Origin of the sequence: Streptomyces sp. NPDC050504 (assembly GCF_044458065.1) — a bacterium.
Classification (GTDB): domain Bacteria; phylum Actinomycetota; class Actinomycetes; order Streptomycetales; family Streptomycetaceae; genus Streptomyces.
This window is the reverse complement of record NZ_JBITHO010000010.1, coordinates 132,801-150,068: the sequence shown is the minus strand read 5'-3', so window position 1 is coordinate 150,068 and position 17,268 is coordinate 132,801. Positions and strand designations below refer to the sequence as shown.

Below are 17,268 nucleotides of genomic sequence, written 5' to 3'. Positions count from 1 at the left end.
ACTCCGTCCGGCAGGCGTGCGGGGCCGACAGCGTGACCTCATACGTCCAGCAGCCGCCTTCCCTCGAAGGCGCGGCCCAGCGTGACCTCGTCGGCGTACTCCAGGTCGCCGCCGACCGGGAGGCCGCTGGCCAGCCTGGTGACCCTGAGGCCCATCGGCTTGATCATCCGGGCGAGGTACGTGGCCGTGGCCTCGCCCTCCAGGTTGGGGTCGGTCGCCAGGATCAGCTCCTGGACCGTGCCGTCCGCGAGGCGGGCGAGCAGTTCCCTGATGCGCAGGTCGTCGGGGCCGACGCCCTCGATCGGGCTGATCGCGCCGCCCAGGACGTGGTACCGGCCGCGGAACTCGCGCGTCCGCTCGATCGCCACGACGTCCTTGGGCTCCTCCACCACGCAGATGACCGACAGGTCCCGGCGCTGGTCGCGGCAGATGTTGCAGCGCTCCTGCTGCGCCACGTTGCCGCAGACCTCGCAGAACCTGACCTTCTCCTTGACTTCGAGCAGGGCGTGCGCGAGGCGGCGCACGTCGGTCGGCTCGGCCTGGAGGATGTGGAAGGCGATCCGCTGCGCGCTCTTGGGACCGACGCCCGGCAGCCTGCCCAGCTCGTCGATGAGGTCCTGAACCACGCCTTCGTACAACGGAACGCCTTCCTGAGGGGCTGGTGCTTACGGTAGTGGGTGGGCGAGCCCCTTTAGAAGGGCAGCCCGGGAATGCCGCTGCCACCGCCGCCGAGGCCCTGGGCGAGCGGGCCGAGCTTCTGCTGCTGGAGCGTCTGGGCGTTCTCGTTCGCGGCCTGGACCGCGGCGATCACCAGGTCGGCGAGGGTCTCGGTGTCCTCGGGGTCGACCGCCTTGGGGTCGATGACCAGGCCGCGCAGCTCACCGGAGCCGGTCACCGTGGCCTTCACGAGGCCGCCGCCGGCCTGTCCGTCCACCTCGGTCGCGGCCAGTTCCTCCTGGGCGCGCGCGAGGTCCTGCTGCATCTTCTGGGCCTGCTGGAGCAGCTGCTGCATGTTGGGCTGGCCACCACCGGGAATCACGGTCACTCCTGGCATTCGTACGACATGGGCAAGCCGAGCCTACGTGGTCGCGGGGCGGGCCGCCCATGGCGAGGGGACCAACTCTTTCGAGTGAGAAGTTCACGGTTCCTATACCTGACCACGCCGCTCTTGAGGGGGGAAATACCGGGATATGGGCTCCATGGCCCACCATTCGGCGGTAGGAAGAATCCTGCGTACCCGCAGCCGTCGCACGTGTCTGCCGTATGTGTGCGCACCACGCGTCCCACTCGCCACGTTCCGTCACGTCCAGTCCCAGCAGTAGAGGAGTGCCCCGGGTGACCCAGCCGGAGATGCAGGAGAGCGGTGAGGGTGCCTCCGGCTCCTCCGGGGCGGGCGGTACGGGCGGGGAAGGGGCGGGGCCCGGGAGCGGGGCGGGAGCGGGGGCCGGGGCCGGGAAGGGCTTCCGGGCCTCGCGCGCGTCCGGCGTGCCCGGGGCGCCCTGGCCGCAGGACCTGACCGGGAAGCCGTTCCCCCTGGGCGACTGGGGCGAGCCCGCCGAGCGCCTGGACGAGCTGTACCGCTGGGTCGAGGGGAACGCGCTGCGCACCGCCGAGTGGTACCTCGCCGACCGCGCCCGCAAGCGGCGCGGGGCGCGGGCGCTGCGGCTGGGTTCGGCGCTGGGCGCGGTCACGGGCGCGGCGCTGCCGCTGCTCGACCTGGCCGGGGCGGTCCAGGGGGCGGCGGGGTGGGGGTACCTGTCGCTGCTGCTGGGGGCGGCGTGCATGGCCTGCGACCGGTACTTCGGGCTGACGTCCGGGTGGATGCGGGACCTCGCGACCGCGCAGGCGGTGCAGCGGCGGCTCCAGGCGCTCCAGTTCGACTGGGCGTCGGAGAGCGTGCGGGAGGTGCTGGGCCCCACCGACGGCACGGCGAGCGAGGCGGCGGAGCGGTGCCTGGGGGTGCTGCGGCGGTTCTCGGAGGACGTGACGGAGCTGGTGCGGACGGAGACGGCGGACTGGATGGTGGAGTTCCGGGCGGGCCCCGCGCCGCTGGGGATGCAGGCGTTGGTGACGGCGGGCGGGGGGCGCGGGGAGGGGCCGGGGGGCGGGGAACGTCCCGGGCGGTTCCCCCTGCCTCCGGGCACGCGCCCCAACATGCCGAGGCAGCGCCCCCCGGAGTCGCCCCGGTAGACCGGGCGTCGCGCCCTCGGGCCCCGCACCTGTGCGCAACGGCCCCGTCCCGCACACGCACCCCGTAGGGGCGCGGGGAACTGCGCGCGGGTGGGGCAGATGCCGCGCGTACCCACCCCGCGCGAGCGGGCTCGCCCCCGGCGGGGTTTCGGGAAGGGGAGGGCATAGGAGGGGAGGGGAGGGGCACCGCCCGCCGCAGGCGGAACGGCACCCCCGGGCATCGGCGCCCCCGCGCAACCGCCCCGCAACGGGCCCCGCCCCTCGGCTAGCTGAAGATGATCATGGAGCCCTGTGCCAGGCTCCGGGTCGCCGCCGCGTGCAGGCCGAGCCACACGTGCCGCTCCCGGGCGAACGGACTCTCGTCGTACGGCATCGGCCCCGCCGGCTCCTCCAGCGACGTCGGCCGCTCCGGCGGCAGCGGCGCCGCCGGCGGGTTCGCCGGGTCGATCCCGATCGCCGGAGCGACGTACTCCAGCTCCCGCAGCAGCCCGTGCGTGGACCCCAGCGGACCGCCCCCTTCCAGCAGTTCGTCGTCGGAGAGCGGCGCGCGGAAGTCCACCGGGACGTACGCCCCCGCGTGGTCGTAGTGCCAGACCAGGTGCGACTGCTGCGCGGTCGGCTCGAACATCTCCAGCAACTGCTCGTAGTCCCCGCCCAGTTCGTCGACCGGCGTCACCGCGAGGCCGCAGATCTGGAGCAGGAAGGCGCGCCGCAGGAAGTGCAGCGCGTCGTAGTCGAATCCGGCGACGGGCGCGACGTCCCCGGACAGTCCCGGCATGTAGGCGAAGACGGGGACCGTCGGCAGTCCCGCGTCGGTCAGCGCCCGGTCGTACCGGGCGATCTCCTCGGAGAAGGGATTGTCGGGGCTGTGGCACAGAACGTCGACGAGGGGCACCAGCCACAGGTCACAGGCCAAGGGGAACTCGCTCTCCAAAGGGGGCGTTCGAGGGTCGGGACAGCATGGTCGGGACAGCGTAGTGCGATGCGTACGCGCCGCGAAGAGGACCGGTCAACTCCCCTGTCCGCTCCCGCGTACGTCCCATACCCACGCGCCCCCGACGAACTCCCCCGAGCGCCCCAGGAGTCTGTTGACCGTGGCGCGCAGGGCGTCCTGGTGGTACTGCGGGGCGAGCACCAGGACGCCCGCGTTCCAGAACTCCAGGTCCGCGCGGGCCTGGGCCCGCCACTCGGGGCCGATGACCGGGACCCGGCCGCTGTAGCTCACGTCGCGCAGCAGGTTGGAGGTGTGGCGCGGGGACGCGCCGTAGATGCCGACGCGGTCGGGGCCCCAGGGGCCGTTGAAGTAGCCGCCCGGCACCTTGAAGTCGAGGCCGGTGGTCGACTGCCAGTGCAGCGCGTCCGCCCCGCCCGGGTCGGGCAGCGGCACGGGGACCAGGGACTCGCCCGGCGCCAGGTAGGCGCGGTAGGTGCCGTCCGCGATGAACTCGGGGACCGGGGCCCGGTCCCGTACCGGATAGGGCGTCGGCACGATCGGCAGCAGCGCGGCGGCGATCGCGGCGAAGCCGAGCGCCCGGTACGCCGGGGACGCGCCGGACTCGGCGACGCGGGCCGCCGCGAGCGCCAGCAGCGCGCCCAGCGCGGGCGCGCAGACCATGGCGGCCCGCGACTCGATGACCGACTCGAAGAGCGGCTGGTGGGCCAGCGCCCGCCAGGGGCCGGGGAGGACGACGTCGGTGTACGGGATCCGGATCTTCTGGCCCAGCGACAGCAGCGCCGCCGCGACCGCCGTGAGGGCCAGCGACCGCACGAGCGGCAGCCGCCACAGCCGTACGGTGACCGCGAGCGCGAGCAGCACGAGCGGCCAGCCGTAGAAGGCGTTCTGCTCGGTGCGGTTCATGGCGAGGCGGTCGGCGGTGGCCTCGTCGCCCAGCAGCGCGCGGCCGGAGAATTCGAGCAGCGCGAGCGGGCTGTTGCCCGCGTTGTCGCCGTGCAGCACGGAGTGGTAGCTCTGCGGCCCGAAGAACTGCCAGTACAGCGGGAAGGCGACCAGCGGCAGCGCGGTCGCGGCCGCGATGCCGATGCCCTTGGCGAGCGGCCGCCAGGCGGCGCGGGCCGCGGCGCGGTCGGCGAGCGCGTGGAAGAGCGCGAAGAGCAGCATGCCGACGGCCGCGAGCAGCAGCGCTTCCTCGCCGAGGAAGATCTGGTACGTGGCGAAGAGGCCGAGGAGCACGCCGTCGCGCACGAGGTGCGGGCCGCCCTCGCAGAGCCGCAGCGCCCGGTCGACGATCACCGGGATCATGAAGAGCACGGCGAAGTTCGGGTGGGCGTTGCCCTGCGAGATCATCGGCGGCGCGAACGCGCAGAGCGCGGCGCCGAGCGCGGCGGCCCAGCGGTTGTCCGTGACGCGTCTGGCCAGCAGCCAGTACCAGGCGGCGGCCGTCGCGGCGAGGCCGCCGGTGAGGACGAGCGCCCAGGTGACGGTGGGTCCGAAGAGCAGGGTGACGGGCGTGAGCGGGACGGACAGCCCGAGCATCGGGGTGTTGCCCATCAGGTTCACGCCGTCGGGGAAGCCCTGGATCGTGGTGAAGAGCGGGTTGCGCAGGTGGGTGACGTTGTCGGCGGTGACGGCGAAGAACCACTCCCACTGGTTCTGGTCCTGGAGGGAGTCGCGCAGGTACGCGCGGTCCAGGTCCGCCCACAGGTGCCGGTAGAGCAGCACCGAGGAGAGCAGGAAGAGTCCGCACACCGCGAGGTCGGTGCGGCGCACCGAGCGGCGCACCGAGCGGCCCTTGAGCCGGGCCAGTTCGCCCAGCACCCGCCCGTAGTCCAGCGGGCGCACCTTGGAGCCCGGCTGGTGGGCCCAGCGCACCGGCACCTCCGCCATCGGCCAGCCCTCGCCGCGGAAGTGCAGCAGCACCTCGACGTCGATGCCCCAGCCGTCGATCCGCGACGCGGCGAACGCGGCGCGCGCCCGCTCGCCCTCGAAGAGCTTGAAGCCGCACTGGGTGTCCTTGACGCCGGGCACGGCGACGGCCCGTATCAGCCGGTTGCCCATCCGCCCGAGCCATTCGCGGGCCGCGCTCTGGTGCACGTCGATGGTGGCGCCGGGGCGGGCGCGCGAGCCGATCGCGGCGAACACCCCGCCGTCGGCCAGCTCCTTGTCGAGCCTGTCCAGTTCCTCGATGGGGGTGGCGAGGTCGGCGTCGCAGACCAGGACCTTGCGGCCGTACGTGGCGAGGACGCCGCGCCGCAGGGCGTGGCCCTTGCCGCGGTTGCCGTCGCCGGTGACGACGTGGATGCGGGGTTCTTCGGCGGCGGCCTCGCGCGCGACCCGTACGGTGTCGTCGTCCGAGCCGTCGTCGACGACGATCAGTTCCCAGTCGCGGCCCCAGCGGCCCTCGGCCTCGCGCAGGTAGGCGCAGATGGTGTCGAGGGTGGGGCGCAGCCGCGTCTCCTCGTTGAACGCGGGCACCACCACGCTCAGTTCGACGCCGTGGTCCGCGCCGTGTCCGGTGCCGTACTCCGTGCTGTGCTCCATGCCGTGCTCAGCGCTCGCCTAGTTGGTCGGCCCACTCCAGCGAGTGCGCGTTGTAGGCGGCTATCACCCGGCGCACGCCCTCGCCGTCGGCGAGGGTGACCGCGTCGACCAGGTCCTCGTGGCCGCCCCACAGCCAGCGCGCGGGGTCGGGCGTGCCGCGCAGGTGGGGCACGGCGAACACCCAGCCCTGGACGCGCAGCCGGTGCAGGAAGTCGGTGATGTACGGGTTGCCGACGAGGGTGCCGAGCTCGCGCCAGAACCGCAGGTCGTAGCCGATCAGTATGTCCAGGTCCCCGCTCCGCGCGGCCCGCGACGCCTCCTCGGCCCGCCGCCGCACGGAGACCAGCGCCTCGCCGTTCACCGCGCCGTCCCGGCACACCTTGCGCAGCACGCCGTCGACGACGAGCGAGCGCGCGTCGACCATGCCCCGGTAGTCGTCCACCGAGTACTCGTGGACCCGGAAGCCCTTGTGCTGGTCGGAGTCGAGCAGTCCCTGCGCCGAGAGGTCGACCAGCGCCTCGCGGACGGGCGTCGCCGAGACGCCGTACTGCTCCGCTATCTGTTTGACGGTGAACTCCTGGCCCGGCTGCAGCCGCCCCGCGAGCACCTCGTCGCGCAGCGCGTCGGCGATCTGTTGCCGCAGCGTACTGCGGGTCACTGCCCCGCTCGCGCACATGCTGTACCCACTCCCCCTTCGGTGACCGCAGCGGCCATCCCGGTCACCTTATGGCAGGGGTCGCCGAAGCCGCGCGGACCAGGCCCTTCGGGGCGGAAGGACCTGGTCCGGCCGTCGGCGCGGGTTCCGTGCGGCGGTGTGCCCGCCTACGCGGCGGTGTGCTCGTCCGCGACGGCGAGCGCCGCGTCCAGGGCCGCCAGGCCCTCCTTGGCCTGTGCCTCGGTGATGTTGCAGGCGGGGACGGCGTGCGTGCGGTTCATGTTGACGAAGGGCCACAGGCCGTTCTTCTTGCACGCGGCACCGAAGGCCGCCATGGGCGCGGCGGCCTGGCCCGCCGCGTTGTACGGGACCAGCGGCTCGCGGGTCTCGCGGTCGCGGACCAGCTCCAGCGCCCAGAAGACGCCCGTGCCGCGCACCTCGCCGACGCTGGGGTGGCGCTCGGCCAGCTCGCGCAGGCCGGGGCCCAGCACGGTCTCGCCGATGCGGGCGGCGTGCTCGACGACGCCCTCGTCCGCCATGACGTTGATCGTCGCGACGGCGGCGGCGCAGGCCAGCGGGTGGCCGGAGTAGGTGAGGCCGCCGGGGTACGGGCGGGTGGCGAAGGTCTCGGCGATCTTCGCGGAGATCGCGACGCCGCCCAGCGGTACGTAGCCGGAGTTGACGCCCTTGGCGAAGGTGAGGAGGTCGGGGACCACGTCGTGGTGCTCGGCGGCGAACCACTTGCCGGTGCGGCCGAAGCCCGCCATGACCTCGTCCAGGACCATCACGATGCCGTGCCGGTCGCAGAGCTCGCGGACGGCCGCGAGGTAGCCGGGCGGCGGGGGCATGATGCCGGCGGTGCCGGGGACGGTCTCCAGGACGATCGCGGCGATCGAGGCGGGGCCCTCGAAGGCGATCGTCTGCTCCAGGTGCGCGAGCGCGCGCTCGCACTCCTGCTCCTCGGTCTCGGCGTGGAACGCGGAGCGGTAGAGGAACGGGCCCCAGAAGTGCACGACGCCGGCGGTGCCGTTGTCGTTCGGCCAGCGGCGGGGGTCGCCCGTGACGTTGATCGCGGTCTGGGTGCCGCCGTGGTACGAGCGGTACGCGGAGAGGACCTTGGGGCGGCCCGTGTGCAGCCGGGCCATGCGGATGGCGTTCTCCACGGCCTCGGCGCCGCCGTTGGTGAAGAAGATCTTGTCGAGGTCGCCGGGGGTGCGCTCGGCGATGAGGCGCGCGGCCTCGGAGCGGGACTCGATCGCGAAGGCGGGGGCGAAGGTGGCCAGTTTGCCCGCCTGCTCCTGGATCGCGGCGACGACCTTCGGGTGCTGGTAGCCGATGTTCGTGTAGACGAGGCCGCTGGTGAAGTCGAGGTAGCGGTTGCCTTCGTAGTCCCAGAAGTACGCGCCTTCGGCTCCGGCGACGGCGAGCGGGTCGATGAGGTCCTGGGCGGACCAGGAGTGGAAGACGTGCGCACGGTCGGCGGCCTTGACGGCGGCGCCGGCCTGGGGGTCGGGCTGAGGGGTCATGGGGGTCAGGGTAGGGAGGGTGAGGTGGCCGGGGGTATGGCCATCTTGTCTGCGGAGCGGGCGGGGGGTCGGCAGGGTGTCGGGGGCCGGGCGCCCCGCGGGGACGGAAACCCATTGACAGCGCACTGTCGATTCGACAGGATACTGTCAAGACGAATCCCGAGGAGGCACCGCCCATGAGCGCCGCACCCACCCGCACGGCCCACCTCGCCCTCTACGACACCTTCGCCGACTGGGAGACGGGCCACACCACCGCCTGGCTCGCCCGCAGCGGCGTGACGATCAGGACCGTCGCCCCCACCACCGCCCCCGTCACCTCCATCGGCGGCCTCCGCGTCACCCCCGACCTCGCGCTCGCCGACCTCCGCCCCGAGGACAGCGCCCTGCTGGTCCTGCCGGGCGCCGACCTCTGGGACGCGGGCGACGACCTCGCCCCCTTCGCCCGCGCCGCCCGCGCGTTCCTCGACGCGGGCGTCCCCGTCGCCGCGATCTGCGGAGCCACCGCGGGCCTCGCCCGCGAGGGCCTGCTCGACGACCGCGACCACACCAGCGCCGCGCCCTTCTACCTCGCCGCGACCGGCTACCGGGGCGCCGGGCGCTACCGGGAGGCCGACGCCGTCACCGACCGCGGCCTCATCACCGCGGGCCCCACCGAGCCCGTCGCCCTCGCCAGGGAGGCACTCGGCCTGCTCGGCGCGTTCGAGGGCGAGAAGCTCGACGCCTGGTACCGCCTCTTCCACGACTCGGACCCGGACGCCTTCGCGACCCTGAACGCCGACGGGGACGGGGCGGCCGAGGCGTGAGCGGGAGCCACCAGGACGACCTGAGCCGCACCGCACTCGGCGTCTTCCGCCTGAACGGCCAGTTCCTCGCCGTCTCCGAGGAGCTGGCCGCCCCCGCCGGGCTCACCGCCTCCTGGTGGCAGGTGCTCGGCGCGGTGCTCCACGAGGACCTCCCCGTCGCCGGGATCGCCCGCGCCATGGGCATCACCCGGCAGAGCGTGCAGCGCGTGGCCGACCTGCTCGTGGCCAAGGGCCTCGCCGAGTACGCGCCCAACCCCGCCCACCGCCGCGCCAAACTGCTGCGCCCCACCGACGGGGGACGCGCCGCGATCCGCCGCATCGAGCCGGGCCACGCCGCGCTCGCCGCGCGCCTGGCCGCCGAGTTGGGCGAGGAGGAGTTCACAGAGACCGTACGGGTGCTGGAGCGGCTGTCCGCCGCGCTCGAAGCCGTCGCGGGCGCGGGGGCCGGGGAACCGGCCGGATCCGCCGCCGGGGCCGTTATCGAAGCGTAGGCGCACCCTCGCTCTACGCCCCGCCTCCCCCGCACTATTCTCGCTGAGTCGAACCGTGTGCGGGGGTTGTTGGGGGGAGGGCCGCTTCGACATGGACAAGCCCGGGAATCTCGGTCCGGGCGATCCGGCGCGCATCGGCGCGTACCGGATCGTGGGCCGTCTCGGCGCGGGCGGCATGGGCCAGGTCTACCTGGCCCGCACCGACCGGGGCCGTACCGTCGCCATCAAGCTGGTCCGTCAGGAACTCGCCGAGCAGCAGGAGTTCCGCGACCGCTTCCGCGCCGAGGTGGGCGCCGCGCGGCGCGTCGGCGGGCGGCTCACCGCGGCCGTGCTCGACGCGGACACCGAGGCCGACGTCCCCTGGGTCGCGACCGCCTACGTCCCCGGGCCCTCGCTGCACACGGTCGTCTCCACCGCGTACGGCCCGCTGCCCGAGCGTTCCGTACGGCTGCTCGCCGCCGGTCTCGCCCAGGCGCTGCGCGACATCCACGCCGCCGGGATCGTCCACCGCGACCTCAAGCCGTCCAACGTCCTGCTGACCATCGACGGGCCCGTCGTCATCGACTTCGGCATAGCCCGCGCCCTGGAGTCGCTGACGGCGGGCGGCGAGGGCGGACTCACCAGGACCGGCGCGCTCGTCGGCTCCCCCGGCTTCATGGCGCCCGAGCAGGTGCGCGGCGAACAGGTCACGCCCGCGTGCGACGTCTTCTGCCTGGGCTCGGTGCTCGCGTACGCGGCGACGGGCCGGCTGCCGTTCGGCTCGGCCGACAGCGGCGCGCACGCCGTGATGTTCCGCATCGCGCAGGAGGAGCCCGACCTGGAGGGCGTCCCCCAGGGGCTGCACGGACTCATACGCGACTGCCTGCACAAGGATCCCGCGGCCCGCCCCGATCCGGCGGCGGTGCTCGCGCGGGCCGAGCGCAGGGGAAGCGGCGGTACGGGGCCGGGCGGCACGCTCGCGGACGCCGCGAGCGGGAACGGCGCCGCGCACGGCGCCCCGGGCGCGGCGCACTCCGGGCCCGCAGCCGACGGGGAACCCTGGCTGCCCAGCGCCCTCGTTGCCCAACTCGGCCGCCACGCCGTGCAGTTGCTGCACGCGGAGGATCCCGCCCCGCTCGCCGACGGCTCCGTACAGCACGGCACCCCCGCGTTCCCCACCCCCACCTTCGCCGAGCCCTCGGCGCCCCCCGCTCCGGCCACCCCGCCCTCCGGCCACCCCGCGTTCCCCGGCCGGCCGACGCCCCCGTCCGAACCGACCGCACCACCCGCGCACACCGGGCCGCCCGCACCGGCCGGACCGCCCGTACCGACCGCGCAGACCGGACCGACCGGCGGCGCACCGCAGGGGCAGCAGCCCGGATACGGGGCGTACCCCCCGTTCCCGCCCTCCTACACCCACTACTCCCCGCCCGAGCCGGAGCCCCCGCGCCCGACCAGGCGCGCCACCGCCGCGCTGGTCGCCGTGGCGATCGCGGTCGCGGTGGGCGCGGGCGGATCGGTGTACGCGTACATGAAGTCGGGCCCCGACAAGGACGCGGACCCGAGCCCCACCCGTTCGGCCACCGGCGGCGGGGCGGGCGGGCAGGGCGCGGGCGGCACGGACGGCCCCGGCCCCACCGACACCCCGCCGTCCCCCTCCCCGTCCCCGTCCGGCTCGGCGACCGCCGACGGGGGCGTCGTGCCCGCCGGACTGATCGGCACCTGGGAGACCACGCTCAGCACCGGCGCGGGGACGTCCACCCGGAGCCTGACGATCGTCCCGGGCGACGTCGGCGACACGGTCCTCACGCTCACCGCGAAGGGCCCGACCGACGGGGGCGGCACCTACCGGTGCGTGTTCAGCGCCCAGTTGACCGAGAAGCCCGCGCCGGGCGGCCAGGTGCGCATCGGGCCGACCACGGTCGACGAGGGCGAGCCGATGAGCTCGTGCACCCCGGGCGGCGCGACGACGCTGACCCTGCTGCCCGACGGCCGCCTGAAACGGGTCGTGAACACCAGCGGCGACCAGCTCACGTACACCAAGGGCGGCTGAGCCCGGGGGCAGAACAGAACGGAACATTCCACTCCGTACCGCCCACGAGTTGCCCTCGCCACGTTCCGGACGAAACCGGGCGCCCCCATGCGAGGATCGAACGGTGGATCCGCACACCGACCGACCAGACCAGTCCGCACGGCCACCTGCGCAAACGCCCCGGAAGGACGGGGCGGACGACGCGGGCGCCGCCGTGGGGGCAGCCCGCGCGCGCCGGTTCGCCGCCCGGCTCGGCGGCCTCGCGCGCGCCCGGCTGAGCGCACTGGCCGCCGTGCTCGCGCTCGCCGTCGCCGTGGTCCTCGTGCTCGTGCTCGTCCCCGGCGAGAAGCAGCCCGGCGAGGAGTGGATCGAGCCCGTGCCGCTCGCCGACAAGGGCTCGTCCGTGCCGCCCGCCTACGAGGGCGGCTGGGAGGGCCCGATGCCCACGCCGCAGGGGAACAAGGGGTACGCGCGCCTCGACGTCGCCCGGGGCGACAAGGGCCAGCGCGTCGCCCTGCTCACCGAGATGGGCGAGACCTACCTCTGCCGCTCCACGCTCAAGCTGGGCGCCGTCGAGCCCGGCCGCATCCGGCTGCGCAGCGGCGAGCGCAAGGGCGCCATCCCCGGCGGCGCCTGCACCAAGCCGCCCGGCGTCCAGACCCTGGCGCTCCAGGCCGACGGCAGCCTCGCGCTCACCCGGGGCACCACCGTCACCGTCCTGCGCCCCGCCCCCACGGGCCCCCGCCCCGTGCCGCCCGGCTACACCGGCACCTGGCGCGCCGCCGACCGCGGCAGGATCGCCGTCACCGTCCGGCAGGGCCAGATCGGCACGGCGGCGACCACGATCCGCACCGCCACCTGCACCGGCCGCCTCGTGCTGGTCTCCGCGTCCGCCGAGCGCCTGAAGTTCGGCCCGGTCGCGGGCTGCGAGGACAGCCCGTCCACGGAACTCGTCCCGGCGCCCGACGGATCGATGCTGCTGACCGACCCGAACGACCCGGAGGACGTGCCGCTGCGCCTCGTGCGGGACCGCAAGCGGTAGCCCGTCCCCCGGGACGGGCGAAGTCCCCCCGAGGAACCTCCCCGAAGGCGCAACCGGCCTGACCTCGCGGCGCGTGGATCCCTATGATCGAGCCAGCCACACCAGGCACGCTCAACACGTTTCCGGGGGAAGGACGTTCAGCGCCATGCAGAGCCTGACGCCACAGGATCCGCGCACCATCGGCGCATACCGGCTGCTGGCCAGGCTCGGCGAGGGCGGCATGGGGCAGGTGTTCCTCGCCAGGTCGGCGGGCGGCCGCACGGTCGCGGTGAAGCTCGTGCGCCCGGAGCTGGCCGCCGAGCCGGAGTTCCGGCGGCGGTTCGCCCAGGAGGTGGCCGCGGCGCGGCGGGTGGGCGGCGAGTGGACCGCGCCCGTGCTCGACGCCGACACCGGCGCCGCGAGTCCCTGGGTCGCCACGGGGTACGTCCCCGGGCCCTCGCTGCACGCCGTGATCGCGGGCCGCCCCGACCCGCTGCCCGAGCGCTCGGTGTCCATCCTCGCGAACCGGCTCGCGCGGGCGCTGACCGCGATCCACGGCGCGGGCCTGGTCCACCGCGACCTCAAGCCCGCGAACGTCCTCGTCACGATCGACGGCCCCCGGGTCATCGACTTCGGCATCGCGCACGCGCTGGACTCCGTCACGGGCGACGGGAAGCTGACGCGTACGGGAGCGGTGATCGGCTCCCCCGGGTACATGTCGCCCGAGCAGGTGCGCGGCGAGCAACTGGGCGCGGCGTCCGACGTGTTCTCGCTGGGCTCGGTGCTCGCCTTCGCGGCGACGCGGCGCCAGCCGTTCGGCTCGTCGGACAGCGGGATGCACGCGGTGATGTACCGCATCGCGCAGGAGGAGCCCGACCTGACGGGCCTGCCCGACTCGCTCTCGGAGCTGGTGCGGGAGTGCCTGGCGAAGAACCCGCAGGACCGGCCGACCCCGGCGGACGTCGTGGCGCGCACGGCGGAGGTCGCGGCGGGCGCGACGGGCGCGGCGGCGGAGCCGTGGCTCCCGGCGTCCCTGCTCGCCGAGTTGGGCCGCAAGGCGGCGCAACTCCTGGAGGCCGAGGCGGAGGCGGAGCCGGGTACGGCGCTGATGCGGGGACCGGGGGCACCGGTGGCGGGCGCGGGTGCGGCGGGTGCGGGTGAGGCGGGTGCCGCTGGAGCCGGTGCGGCGGGGGCCGCTGCGGCGGGGGCCGGTGCGCCGCCCGCGCGGCCCGCGTTCGCGCCGCAGGCGCCTGCGGGTCCGCCGCCCGCGGCGCCCCCGCGTCCGGCCGCGTCGCCGTCGCCGTCGTTGCCGCCCCGGCAGCCCGCGACGCCCCCGCCCGCGGCACCTGCCGCACCCCCGGTGCCTTCGTCGGCCCCACTTGCGGCGACGGGTACGGGCGCGGGTGCCGCCGGGGCCGCAGGTACGGCAGGTACGGCAGGGGGCGCGCAGCCCCCTGCCCCTGCGTCAAAGCCCGCCCAGGCACCGGCCGGAAACCGTACGGACTCCGGTGCGGATCCCCGTACGGACTCCCCCGGGCAGGCGCCCGCCGCGAGCCAGGAGCCCCCGGCGGCCGGGAAGCCCGACCCCCGCATCGGCCACGCGACCCCGGCGAGCGGCACGCCCGCGGCGGCGGGCACCCCGGCCGCCGCGACCCCGAGCGCCCCCGCACCCCACGCCCAGGGCACCCCGAGCACCCCACCCACCCCGGCCGCCCCACACATCCCGGCCACTCCGGCCACCCCAGCCACCCCTGCCACTCCGGCTCAAGGCACCCCCCACCCCGCCTACGGCGCCACGCCCCCCGGCCACCAGCAGCCGCCCGCGAACGGGCACGCCCACCCCCGGGACCCCGACCCCACCCCCGCCGTGTCCCTCGCCCCGGCCCCGACTCCCGCGCCCCGCAAGAAGAAGCGCACCGGGCTCCTCATCGGAACCGTCGGGGTCGTCGTCGCCGCGCTCGTCGGCACCGGCATCGCCTTCTACACGCTCCGCGAGGACCCCGACGACAAGAAGAAGACCGTCGCGGACTCCGGGAAGTCCCGGTCGGACGACAAGGCGTCCGACACCACCCCATCCGGGGACAAGGCGTCGGCCCCGCCCTCCCCCTCCCCCTCCGCCTCCTCCGGCGCTTCGGACTCCGCGCCGCCGCCCGCCGACGCCGCCGCGGACCTCCTCGCCAAGGAGTACCTGGGCACCTGGCAGGGCTACGCCAAGGACGACAACCAGCGCGTCACCGGCTTCCGCCGCTTCACGATCACCCAGGGCGGCGTGGGCGACGTCGTGGTCAGGTCGGTGAACTCCTTCGACAAGGAGCTGTGCTGGTACGACTCGACCCTCGTCTCCTTCGAGAACCTGATGGTGATCGACTCGAAGGTCACCACCTCCCTCCCCGCCGAGGCGTGCGGCAACGACGGCAACTCCACCCTCCGCGCCAAGGGCGACGGCACCCTCGTGTGGACCAGCGGCGACGGCGAGAACACCCTCGTCCTGACGTCCGTGAAGCCGCCGACCGCGGTCGTGCCCGCCAAGTACTTCGGCACCTGGAAGGGCGTCGACACCGACCCCAGTACGAACGACACCCTCACGATCACCCAGGGCGCGTACGGCAGCGTCGTCGCCAAGTACACCTGGGACACCGACGCCGTGCACTGCGAGGCCGAGTCGGTCGCCGTCGACACCGCGCCGACCGAGCTGCGCCTGGGCCCCACCATCACCACGGCGGCCGAGCCCGAGGGCAAGTGCAACGACGGCCCGACCAGGACCGTACGGCTGCGCGGCGCCGACGAGTTGCTGCTCATCAGCGCGGACGCGTCCGAGGACGAGGCGCCCCCGCTGTACCGCCGCGGCTGACGGACTCAAGGGCCCGCGGGGCCAGGGGGCCAGGGACGCGGGGCCCGGGGGGACGGAGGTGGGAAAAGGGGCACCTCCGCCTCCCTCCCCTCACCCGTACGGGCTAATTGCGGTCACGCGCGACCCGCCGGGGTCCCGTCTCGCCACGATGGGACCGCACAGCCGCGCGATCGAATGGAGTCCCCGCCAGATGGGCAACCCGATTCTGTCCCTCCCCCACCTCCTGACGAGCGCGGACGTCATGGGCCATCTGCGCCGCAACAAGAAGGGCGTGCGGGACCTCGCGGCGCGCGGGCTCCTCGCCGAACCCACCCACCGGTACCGGCACACCGAACCGGCCTGGGAGGAGGCGGCGTTCATGGACTGGTTCCGCACGCTCCACGACCACGCCGTGGTCGTGCCCGGCCACGACGTCGCGGACGCCAACTACGAGGAGCTGGGGGTGTACGTCTGCCCGCAGACCGTCCGCCACGTCGGCCTCGCGCGCCCCCGCATGCTCGTCATGTACCAGCAGCGGGGCCGGGGTTCGGGCCGGGTCTTCGAGGTGGACGACGTCGAGACCGTCAACCAGGAGATGCCGGGCACGATCGACACCCAGGAGGAGACCGAGCGCATCGCGGAGATCGCGCGCTCCGCGCCGTACGGGGAGTGGACCGTCTTCCACCTGACCGAGGTCGGCAGGATCGACGTCCTGACGCCGCGCGTGACGCAGAGCAGGTACGCGCGGGTGGCGGACGTGCGGCGCGGGCTGGCCGAGGAGCGGGTCGCGCTGCCGAAGCTGGACACGGCGTTCCCCCTGCGCTGGTAGGCCCGCGCCCCTCCCCCGTACGTCCTCCCCGCCTCCCGTACGTCCTCCCCAACTCCCGTACGGCTGTGCGAAGATCCGGGCATGGAAGGCGCCCCGGAAGGCTCCCTGGACGGCCTCGCCCCGCTCGGTCCCGACGACCCGGCCGAGGTGGGCCCCTACCGCATCCTCGGAGTGCTCGGGGCGGGCGGCATGGGCCGCGTCTACCTCGGCAGGTCGGCCGGCGGCCGTACGGTCGCGGTGAAACTGGTGCTCGCTGAGCTGGCCGCCGAGGAGGAGTTCCGGCGGCGGTTCGCCCGGGAGGTGGCCGCGGCGCGGCGGGTGGGCGGCGAGTGGACCGCGCCCGTGCTCGACGCCGACACCGGCGCCGCGAACCCCTGGGTCGCCACGGGGTACGTCCCCGGGCCCTCGCTCGCCCGCGTCGTCGGCACGGACCACGGGCCGCTGCCCGAGGGTCCGGTGCTCGCGCTGGCGGGCGGGCTGGCGCGGGCGCTGACCGGGATCCACGCGGCGGGGCTCGTCCACCGCGACCTCAAGCCGTCGAACGTCCTGGTCACGGCGGAGGGGCCGCGCGTCATCGACTTCGGCATCGCGCGGGCGCTGGACGCGGTGACCGGCGCGGGGGCGACCGGCGCGGGCACGCTCACCGGCACGGGCGTGGTGATCGGCTCGCCCGGCTTCATGTCGCCCGAGCAGGTGCGCGGGGAGCGGCTGGGCCCGGCGTCGGACGTGTTCTCGCTGGGCGCGGTCCTGGCGTACGCGGCGACCGGCCGGATGCCGTTCGGCGCGCCCGACATCGGGGTGCACTCGCTGATGTACCGGGTGGCGAACGAGGAGCCCGAGCTGGGCGGGATGCCGGACGCGGTGGCTCCGCTGGTCCTGGAGTGCCTGGCGAAGCGGGCCGCCGCCCGGCCGTCGGCCGCGGAGGTGGCGGCGCGGGCGCCGTGGCGGGCGGGGGTGCCCTGGCTCCCGCCCGAGGTGCTGTTCCGCCTGGGGCGGGACGCGGCGAGGCTGCTGGCGCTGGAGGCGGGGGCGGCGGCGCGGGCAGAGGCGGGGGCGGAGGCGGAGGCGGGGGTCGCGCCCCGGGACGCGGTGCCCCCTGACCCCGCTCCGGAACGGGTACGGCTCCGTTTCCCGGGTCCCGCACCGAGGCCCGTGGGCACGGAGACGCCCCCGGCGAAGGGGCGCGCTTGGCGTCGGCGCCGCTCCCGTGACTGACGGGGGGCTCCCCTCCCCGCCCCTTCCCGAAAACCTGCCGGTGGCGAGCCCGCCTGCGCGGGACGGATCCGCGGGCCGGTGAGTGGCTGGTCGCGCAGTTCCCCGCGCCCCTGGGTTGCCCGTGCCGAACGGCCCCGTTCCGTACAGGTGCGCACACACCCGCCTCGCGCCGGCGAGGCCCCGCGCAGCGGCGAAACG

At 74.9% G+C, this 17,268-nt stretch carries 14 protein-coding genes; 8 read left to right on the top strand and 6 right to left on the bottom strand.

Going from position 1 to position 17,268, the window contains the following annotated elements; translation table 11 throughout:
* Positions 1-38 precede the first annotated feature (38 nt).
* Together recR and ACIBNE_RS32660 are read right to left on the bottom strand one after the other, a co-directional pair.
* Positions 39-638: a recombination mediator RecR gene (recR, locus tag ACIBNE_RS32665; protein ID WP_399278040.1), complete on the bottom strand. Its 600-nt coding sequence runs from the start codon at positions 636-638 to the stop codon at positions 39-41.
* Between the two features lie 53 nt (positions 639-691).
* The gene (locus ACIBNE_RS32660; protein ID WP_399278366.1) at positions 692-1,039 is read right to left on the bottom strand and encodes a YbaB/EbfC family nucleoid-associated protein; all 348 of its coding nucleotides are present in this window, start codon (positions 1,037-1,039) and stop codon (positions 692-694) included.
* A gap of 296 nt (positions 1,040-1,335) precedes the next feature.
* On the opposite strand from ACIBNE_RS32660, the gene ACIBNE_RS32655 reads away from it, so the two are divergent.
* A complete protein-coding gene (locus tag ACIBNE_RS32655) occupies positions 1,336-2,190 on the top strand; it encodes an SLATT domain-containing protein (protein ID WP_399278038.1) in 855 nt (284 codons plus the stop codon).
* A gap of 265 nt (positions 2,191-2,455) precedes the next feature.
* On the opposite strand, the gene ACIBNE_RS32650 is transcribed toward ACIBNE_RS32655, so the two are convergent.
* The 4 genes from ACIBNE_RS32650 to ACIBNE_RS32635 all read right to left on the bottom strand — a co-directional run bounded on the left by ACIBNE_RS32650 (position 2,456) and on the right by ACIBNE_RS32635 (position 7,870).
* Complete coding sequence (locus ACIBNE_RS32650) at positions 2,456-3,106, bottom strand: hypothetical protein (protein ID WP_399278036.1); 651 nt, start codon at positions 3,104-3,106, stop codon at positions 2,456-2,458.
* A 93-nt stretch (positions 3,107-3,199) separates the two neighbouring features.
* The gene (locus ACIBNE_RS32645; RefSeq protein WP_399278033.1) at positions 3,200-5,689 is read right to left on the bottom strand and encodes a dolichyl-phosphate beta-glucosyltransferase; all 2,490 of its coding nucleotides are present in this window, start codon (positions 5,687-5,689) and stop codon (positions 3,200-3,202) included.
* A 7-nt stretch (positions 5,690-5,696) separates the two neighbouring features.
* Positions 5,697-6,365 carry a GntR family transcriptional regulator gene (locus ACIBNE_RS32640; RefSeq protein ID WP_399278031.1) on the bottom strand — a complete coding sequence of 223 codons (669 nt, stop codon included), beginning with the start codon at positions 6,363-6,365 and terminating at the stop codon, positions 5,697-5,699.
* Positions 6,366-6,511: 146 nt separating this feature from the next.
* Positions 6,512-7,870 carry an aspartate aminotransferase family protein gene (locus ACIBNE_RS32635; RefSeq protein ID WP_399278028.1) on the bottom strand — a complete coding sequence of 453 codons (1,359 nt, stop codon included), beginning with the start codon at positions 7,868-7,870 and terminating at the stop codon, positions 6,512-6,514.
* 176 nt (positions 7,871-8,046) lie between these two features.
* On the opposite strand from ACIBNE_RS32635, the gene ACIBNE_RS32630 reads away from it, so the two are divergent.
* The 7 genes from ACIBNE_RS32630 to ACIBNE_RS32600 all read left to right on the top strand — a co-directional run bounded on the left by ACIBNE_RS32630 (position 8,047) and on the right by ACIBNE_RS32600 (position 17,070).
* Complete coding sequence (locus ACIBNE_RS32630) at positions 8,047-8,673, top strand: DJ-1/PfpI family protein (RefSeq protein WP_399278025.1); 627 nt, start codon at positions 8,047-8,049, stop codon at positions 8,671-8,673.
* On the top strand, positions 8,670-9,164 hold the full coding sequence (locus ACIBNE_RS32625; RefSeq protein ID WP_399278023.1) for a MarR family winged helix-turn-helix transcriptional regulator: 495 nt from the start codon (positions 8,670-8,672) through the stop codon (positions 9,162-9,164). Before ACIBNE_RS32630 ends, ACIBNE_RS32625 begins: the two co-directional genes overlap by 4 nt.
* A gap of 91 nt (positions 9,165-9,255) precedes the next feature.
* A complete protein-coding gene (locus ACIBNE_RS32620; RefSeq protein WP_399278021.1) occupies positions 9,256-11,196 on the top strand; it encodes a serine/threonine-protein kinase in 1,941 nt (646 codons plus the stop codon).
* 193 nt (positions 11,197-11,389) lie between these two features.
* The gene (locus ACIBNE_RS32615) at positions 11,390-12,217 is read left to right on the top strand and encodes a hypothetical protein (protein ID WP_399278020.1); all 828 of its coding nucleotides are present in this window, start codon (positions 11,390-11,392) and stop codon (positions 12,215-12,217) included.
* Positions 12,218-12,362: 145 nt separating this feature from the next.
* A complete protein-coding gene (locus ACIBNE_RS32610; protein WP_399278018.1) occupies positions 12,363-15,047 on the top strand; it encodes a serine/threonine-protein kinase in 2,685 nt (894 codons plus the stop codon).
* Positions 15,048-15,237: 190 nt separating this feature from the next.
* On the top strand, positions 15,238-15,855 hold the full coding sequence (locus tag ACIBNE_RS32605) for a hypothetical protein (protein WP_399278016.1): 618 nt from the start codon (positions 15,238-15,240) through the stop codon (positions 15,853-15,855).
* 81 nt (positions 15,856-15,936) lie between these two features.
* Positions 15,937-17,070 carry a serine/threonine-protein kinase gene (locus ACIBNE_RS32600; RefSeq protein ID WP_399278014.1) on the top strand — a complete coding sequence of 378 codons (1,134 nt, stop codon included), beginning with the start codon at positions 15,937-15,939 and terminating at the stop codon, positions 17,068-17,070.
* Positions 17,071-17,268 lie beyond the last annotated feature (198 nt).